Consider the following 6,479-nt stretch of genomic DNA (forward strand, 5'->3'; position numbering starts at 1 on the left):
TCCCGGCATGTACCGGGTGAAGGAAATCTTCTACACGCTTCAAGGTGAAGGTAGCCACGCGGGGCGGCCGTCTGTCTTCTGCCGCTTTACGAGCTGCAATCTATGGACGGGCCGGGAGAAGGATCGGCACCGGGCGATCTGCAAGTTCTGTGACACGGATTTCGTCGGAACCGACGGTCCGGGCGGAGGACGGTTCCAGACTGCCGCCGATCTGGCCGCAGCGGTAGCGAAGACCTGGCAGGGGCGTGCGCATGCTCGAAGCAGACCGTACGTGGTCTGCACCGGGGGAGAGCCGCTGCTGCAACTAGATGCGGAAGCGGTCGACGCTCTGCACGCCGAGGGCTTTGAGATCGCCATCGAGACCAACGGCACACGGCCTGCACCTGACGGTATCGACTGGATCTGCGTGAGTCCGAAGGCCGGCGCCGAACTGGTTCTGAAGGCCGGGCACGACCTGAAGTTGGTCTATCCGCAGGTCGGCGCTGAGCCTGAACGTTTTGAAGACCTTGATTTTGATCGCTTCATGCTGCAACCGATGGACGGCCCGGACGTCGCCGCTAATACACAGGCGGCGATCGCATACTGCCTCGAACATCCTCAGTGGCACTTGAGCATCCAGACCCACAAGACGCTGGGGATCCGTTGATGGAAATCTTTCGTGAGTTCATATTCGAGGCCGCGCACCGACTCCCGAACGTCCCGCCTGGCCATAAGTGCGCTCGACTTCATGGGCACAGCTTCCGCGTTGAGGTCCATGTGCAGGGCGACGTGGACCCGGCGACTGGGTGGGTCATGGACTTCGCAGAGATCAAGGCTGCGTTCAAGCCGCTCCTGGACCAACTTGACCACTACTACCTCAACGAAGTCCCGGGACTGGAGAACCCGACCAGCGAGGTACTCGCTAAGTGGGTGTGGGATCGACTGATCGGCGACCTGCCCTTATCGGCGATCCACGTACGCGAGACGTGCACCTCCGGCTGCATCTACCGGGGAGAGAACTGATGCTTGAGGACGTACAGGCAGCACCTGACACTCGTGGCATCCCTCTTGATGAAGTGGGGATTGAGGGCCTTCGCTACCCAGTGCTGGTCGCTGACGGCCAAGGAGCTAAGCGCGAGACCGTGGCCACGGCCTCCATGTCAGTCAGTCTGGGCCCTGAGGTCAAAGGCGCCCATCTGAGTCGCTTCATTGAGGTGCTGCACAACGCGCGAGAGCAACTCACCCCACACAGCGCTGCCAGCTTGGCCGACGACCTGCGGCAACATATGGGGAGCCCTTCCGCGCGTGTGCACCTGACCTTCCCCTATTTCCTCGAGCGCGAGGCACCCGTCACGCGGGCCCGGGCGTATGTCGAATACACCTGCGCCGTGTCCGCGGTGAGCAACGGCAACGGCACGGCAGTGACCTTGAGCGTTGAGGTGCCTGTCACCAGCGTGTGCCCATGTAGCAAGGCGATCAGTGATCGCGGCGCCCACAATCAACGTGGCCACATCACGATTGACATCAAGCCCGCCGATCATGCGACTGATCTATGGTTCGATGAGTTGATCAGCATCGCGGAAGATGCTGCTTCTTCTCCGGTCTATGCGCTGCTGAAGCGACCCGATGAACGCCATGTCACGATGGCGGGCTACGACAATCCTGTTTTTGTTGAGGACATGGTCCGCAACGTATGCCTGGCCTTGGATGCAGCCGAGCACGTCGCCTCCTATCGCGTTCGTGCCGTCAACGACGAGAGCATCCATAATCACGCGGCCTACGCCGCGGTCTCGTGGACCTCGCCGCGTGTAGCACCGTGAATGACATTGCGGGCCAGCACGGGCAGACCGTGCACGTCGTGGTCACCTGTACCAACCGCAAGCGTGGTGTCGCGCCTGAGCATCTGCGTGTCCGGAGTCTGGGCACTGGGAGCGTTGATGTGCGTTGCGAGGAGTGGGTGCAGCGTCTGTCTGCTGCGTCAGCGGCGAGGCCGGCCAGCGACATGTATGCCGGTGAGCATTGGCTGATTGCACGTGGGCTTGCTGAGATCGCCGGCGAGGATGCGACCTTGTGGGTATGTTCGGCAGGCTACGGACTAATCAGGGTCGATGCGCGTATCGCGCCCTACGCGGCTACTTTCGCAGCGGGTCATGAAGACTCTGTGGCGCCTGACATGGCTGGGGCACGCCGATGGTGGGAGCAGTTGGCTGCCTGGGACGGGCTCCAAGCAGGTCAGCCGCGTTCCTTCACCGCTCTGGCTCGCAGAGATCCGGATGCGGCAATCGTGGCGGTCTTGTCGGAGCCGTACCTTCGCGCGTGTGCAACTGACCTGCGCGATGCTGCAAAAGCGTTGACCAGCGAGGACAGTCTGTCCATCATCGGGCCAGGCGGACGAAGCTCCGAGGTCGACGAGTTCGTCATCCCGGTTACTGCTGCACTCACCCCCGTGCTGGGGGGGAGTCTGCTGTCGCTCAATGCTCGAGCAGCAGCCCATGTCTTGGAGGCGGGTCGGGCTAGCGGGGAGCCCGTTAGCCGGTCCATGCTCGCCAAACTCATGGCAGATGCCACCGCTGGAGCACCCCAGACAGCACCGAAGGCTCCGGGCATTCGCATGGCGGACGAGGAGGTCCGTGCCTTCATCCGCAAGCATCTTGTGTACGGCCCCACGTCGGCGACGGCGCTGTTGCGTGAGCTGCGTAGGTCGGGTCGGTCGTGTGAGCAGGCCCGCTTTCGAGAGCTCTTCCTGGCAGAGGCTCGCTCCGGAGGTTGGCGGTGACGCCCATGCCAAGGAAGCCCGCCACAACTGAAGTACGCGCGCTGCGGATTGTTCAAGCCAAGGACTATCCGCTGTATGTGTTCATGTTGCGGGCCGAGGAGGTCCTGCAGTTCGCGGATATTTCTCGGGTGAGCCGGGACGAGGCTGGCAAGCTGATTGGCTACCAGCGGCCTCAGGTGAAAAAGCACATCCAAGAGATTGTTGAGTACTTGGATAGCGACGTCCCGATTTTCCCGAATCCGATCATTATGGCTCTGTCGCCCAACGTGCAGTTCCGTAGTACGCGGGGTGGCAACAGGCACCCTTCTGATGGGATCTCCGATACGGGGAGGCTCACGATCCCTGTCCCGCAGGAGGGTAAGCCCAAGCCGGCGTGGATCGTCGATGGTCAGCAGCGAGCGTTGGCGCTCGCACAGACCCGTCGGAATGATTTTCCCGTCCCCGTCACGGCGTTCGTGGCGGACACGGTGAACCTGCAGCGCGACCAGTTCGTTCGGATCAACAACACCAAGCCGTTGCCTCGGGGCCTTGTCACAGAGCTTCTGCCAGAGGTCGACAGCCCTCTACCACCGCGCCTGGCGATCAGGAAGGCTCCGTCGCATCTGTGCGATGTCTTGAACGCTGACAAGAACTCGCCGTTCTACGGGTTGATCAGGCGGGCGTCGACCGCCGGCACCAAACAGCCTGATGCTGTGGTGACCGACACGGGCATCGTCGACATGATCCAAGAAAGCCTCCTGTCCTCCTCTGGATGCCTGTACCCGTATCGGCATATTGGCCGTGGTGAGACGGACTTCGATGGCATCATCCAGGCACTTTTCATCTACTGGACGGCGGTGCGCGACACCTTCCCCGTCGCATGGGGCAAACCGCCGGAGAAGAGTCGGCTCATGCACGGGGCGGGGATTCGGGCGATGGGCCGCCTGATGGATCGGATTCTTGGCGTAGTCGATCCCGCACGATCGGATGCCCCGGAGAGCGTGCGACAGCATCTCGAGTTGATCGCCCCCTATTGCAGGTGGACGGAGGGCTCATGGGAAGAACTCGGGCACCGGTGGAATGAGATAGAGAACGTAGGTAAGCACGTTCAAGAGCTCTCTAACTACCTCATCCGTGTCCACCAGATTGCCCGTAGGGAGCTCACATGAAGTTCTACTTTCCCGACAGCCAAGATCTTGTTAGCCCGACCTATGACTTCATCACCGAAGAGTACTCGCCGTATCGAGTCCGGCAACGCGATGACAAGTATGCACACGAGGTTCTCCAGCCGAACCCGTACGACGGCATTCTTGTCAGTAAGGCGATTGTGGACGGCTCCCTGAAGGGTGCCGGTAAATACAGCATGCCGCAGCGAGAGCGCCTCTACCGGCTTGGCGTGACGAAATTCTTCCGTCTTCCAGACAATGTCGCCACGCTTGGAGATTGCGGCGCCTTCAATTACGTCGATGAAGAGCTTCCCCCGTATACGGTGGATGAGGTTCTGAACTTCTATGAAGGTTGCGGGTTTGATTTAGGAATCAGCATCGACCATGTGATCTTCGGCTACGACGCGAAGGTCTCTGATGCGGATGTGAACCCAGCCTGGGCAGAAAGACGGAAGATCTCGCTCCACTATGCGGAGGAGTTCCTAGCCGGGGTCCAGAAGCGTGGAGACCAGATCGAACCCGTCGGGGCGGCGCAAGGCTGGAGTCCGGCGAGTTACGCCGATAGCGTCTATCGCCTGCAGGAGATGGGGTATCAGCGGATCGCTCTGGGGGGCATGGTGCCGCTGAAGACGCACGAGATCCTTGCTTGCCTCCAAGTAATCGATGAGGTTCGTAGGCCAGAAACGGAACTCCACCTCCTGGGCATCACCCGCGTCGGCTCGATGGAAGAGTTTGCCGGCCATGGTGTCACCAGCTTCGACAGTACGTCTCCCTTCCGGCAATCCTTCATGGATGATCGCAACAACTATCACACTGCTACTGAGTCTTTTACAGCGATTCGCGTCCCACAGGTAGATGCTAACCCGGCACTTAAGCGTCGAGTTCTCGCAGGTGAAGTTTCTCAAGCGAAAGCGAAGACGCTAGAGCGTGAGTGTCTTAAGCGGTTGCGTGCCTACGATCGAGGTGAAGAGACCGTAGACCGGGTCATCGAGGCGGTCTCAGAGTATGACCAGTTGGTTGACCCCAACAAAAAGAGTAAGGTTTCCGCCTACCGAGAGATTCTTGAAGCACAGCCATGGAAGTCGTGTTTGTGCACGCTGTGTGGCACGCATGGCATCGAGATGGTGATCTTTCGGGGCACTGAGCGGAACAAAAGGCGCGGATTCCACAATCTTGCTGTCTTCGCTGATAATATTCGGCACATCACGCGCCCCCTTGAACAGGAGAACTAATGGCCGACCGCCACACGCTTCGTCTTCCAGCGCTGGAGGTTCGGCAGGGAGCGCGCCGCATCTACTGCTTCGCCGTCGATGGGAAGAAACTGCATGAATTCGCCGCAGTCTCCCGGATTCGACGTGATCCGGAGGAGCAACTTCAGGGCTACCAGCGGCCAGAAGTTGCAAGTCACATCCGAGCGATTCAGCGTTACCTCGAGTCTGACAATGCCATGCTGCCCAATGCATTGGTGCTTGCGTTCGACAAGCGTGTCCGGTTCGAAGCTCTTGCATCTACGCAGGACAACGGCGTGCACTACTCCGTCCCTGGGGAGTTGGTGGTGCCGATCGACGAGACGTTGTCTGAGGATGAGAAGCCGGCGTGGTTAGTCGACGGCCAGCAACGCAGTGCCGCGATCAGGGAAGCAGACATCGGGGAGTTTCCCGTGGCAGCCGTCGGCTTCATCGCGGACGAGGCCGAGCAGCGGGCCCAGTTCATTCTGGTGAACAACACCAAGCCCCTCCCGAAGGGGTTGATTCACGAGTTGCTGCCTGACACCGCGGGGCATCTGCCGCCCGCCTACGCTCGCCGTCAACTTCCTGCGGCCCTCATGACTCGCCTCAACGGTACGTTCGGGGGGCCATTCTACGGCGTCATAGCCACTCCGACTTCGCCGGATGGATACATCAAAGACAACAGCATCCTGCGAATGATCGAGCACAGTCTCTTCGAAGGAGCGCTCTACCAGTACCGCAATCCGGATGACGGTAGCGGCGATGTTGAGCAGATGCTGCTGCATCTGAACACCTTCTGGAGTCTCGTTCGGGGCAGGTTCCCGGAAGCGTGGGCTCTGCCACCACGCCTCTCCCGCCTCACGCATGGCGTCGGCATCCAGGCCATGGGCTTTGTCATGGACGCTCTCACCGAAGATCGCCGTCCGCATGAGATCGAGGCCGCAGTCAGCAAGGCCCTCAGCAAGATCGCGCAGGGAGTTGCCTGGACCTCGGGTAGCTGGAACTTCGCCGGCGGCGAGTCTCGAAAGTGGAACAGCCTCCAGAACACTCCCAACGATGTACGGCTACTCACCACCGGACTGCTCCGCTTGATCGGTCAGGAACTCCTCTTTTGATATACAGAGGTGCCCGGTCGCGACAGTGACCGGGCCACCCGTGCCCCATCTAGACGAAATGCGTTCAAATCTGTTCTTGATCTAGTTCTGGCATGGACAGATTCTCGTAGAGCGTGCCGTACGTGGGACACGGAGTGTCTCAGTGAAGGTCGGGCACTTGAGCCCAGTGCTCTGCCAGGTACCGACCCGGGGCAGGGCAGGGCAGGTACGGACGACCTCGTCGGAGCGTTCGCGT

At 60.5% G+C, this 6,479-nt stretch carries 6 protein-coding genes; all 6 read left to right on the forward strand.

Annotated elements, in window-relative coordinates:
• Window positions 1-7 precede the first annotated feature (7 nt).
• The 6 genes from queE (at window position 8) to dbpB (Pth03_RS05725) (ending at window position 6,244) form a co-directional block, all read left to right on the forward strand.
• Window positions 8-646, forward strand: coding sequence for a 7-carboxy-7-deazaguanine synthase (queE, locus tag Pth03_RS05700; RefSeq protein ID WP_203943061.1), 639 nt, complete (start codon window positions 8-10; stop codon window positions 644-646).
• Window positions 646-1,002 carry a 6-carboxytetrahydropterin synthase QueD gene (gene queD / locus Pth03_RS05705; RefSeq protein WP_203943062.1) on the forward strand — a complete coding sequence of 119 codons (357 nt, stop codon included), beginning with the start codon at window positions 646-648 and terminating at the stop codon, window positions 1,000-1,002. Before queE ends, queD begins: the two co-directional genes overlap by 1 nt.
• A complete protein-coding gene (gene folE2, locus Pth03_RS05710) occupies window positions 1,002-1,799 on the forward strand; it encodes a GTP cyclohydrolase FolE2 (RefSeq protein ID WP_203943063.1) in 798 nt (265 codons plus the stop codon). Before queD ends, folE2 begins: the two co-directional genes overlap by 1 nt.
• Window positions 1,800-2,760: 961 nt before the next feature.
• A complete protein-coding gene (dbpB, locus tag Pth03_RS05715) occupies window positions 2,761-3,903 on the forward strand; it encodes a DGQHR domain-containing protein DpdB (RefSeq protein ID WP_203943064.1) in 1,143 nt (380 codons plus the stop codon).
• Entirely contained in the window at window positions 3,900-5,132 is a 1,233-nt protein-coding gene (dpdA, locus tag Pth03_RS05720; RefSeq protein ID WP_203943065.1) for a tRNA-guanine transglycosylase DpdA, read from the forward strand. Before dbpB (Pth03_RS05715) ends, dpdA begins: the two co-directional genes overlap by 4 nt.
• Complete coding sequence (gene dbpB / locus Pth03_RS05725) at window positions 5,132-6,244, forward strand: DGQHR domain-containing protein DpdB (protein WP_203943066.1); 1,113 nt, start codon at window positions 5,132-5,134, stop codon at window positions 6,242-6,244. Before dpdA ends, dbpB (Pth03_RS05725) begins: the two co-directional genes overlap by 1 nt.
• The last annotated feature ends 235 nt before the right edge of the window (window positions 6,245-6,479 follow it).

The sequence above is a fragment of the Planotetraspora thailandica genome (genome assembly GCF_016863335.1).
In the GTDB taxonomy this organism is placed as follows: domain Bacteria; phylum Actinomycetota; class Actinomycetes; order Streptosporangiales; family Streptosporangiaceae; genus Planotetraspora; species Planotetraspora thailandica.

What these genes read in the sequence shown, in the direction of transcription:
- queE (WP_203943061.1), top strand. Translation starts at nt 8, where the DNA reads ATGTACCGGGTGAAGGAAATCTTCTACACGCTTCAAGGTGAAGGTAGC.
- folE2 (WP_203943063.1), top strand. Translation starts at nt 1,002, where the DNA reads ATGCTTGAGGACGTACAGGCAGCACCTGACACTCGTGGCATCCCTCTT.
- queD (WP_203943062.1), top strand. Translation starts at nt 646, where the DNA reads ATGGAAATCTTTCGTGAGTTCATATTCGAGGCCGCGCACCGACTCCCG.
- dbpB (WP_203943064.1), top strand. Translation starts at nt 2,761, where the DNA reads ATGCCAAGGAAGCCCGCCACAACTGAAGTACGCGCGCTGCGGATTGTT.
- dbpB (WP_203943066.1), top strand. Translation starts at nt 5,132, where the DNA reads ATGGCCGACCGCCACACGCTTCGTCTTCCAGCGCTGGAGGTTCGGCAG.
- dpdA (WP_203943065.1), top strand. Translation starts at nt 3,900, where the DNA reads ATGAAGTTCTACTTTCCCGACAGCCAAGATCTTGTTAGCCCGACCTAT.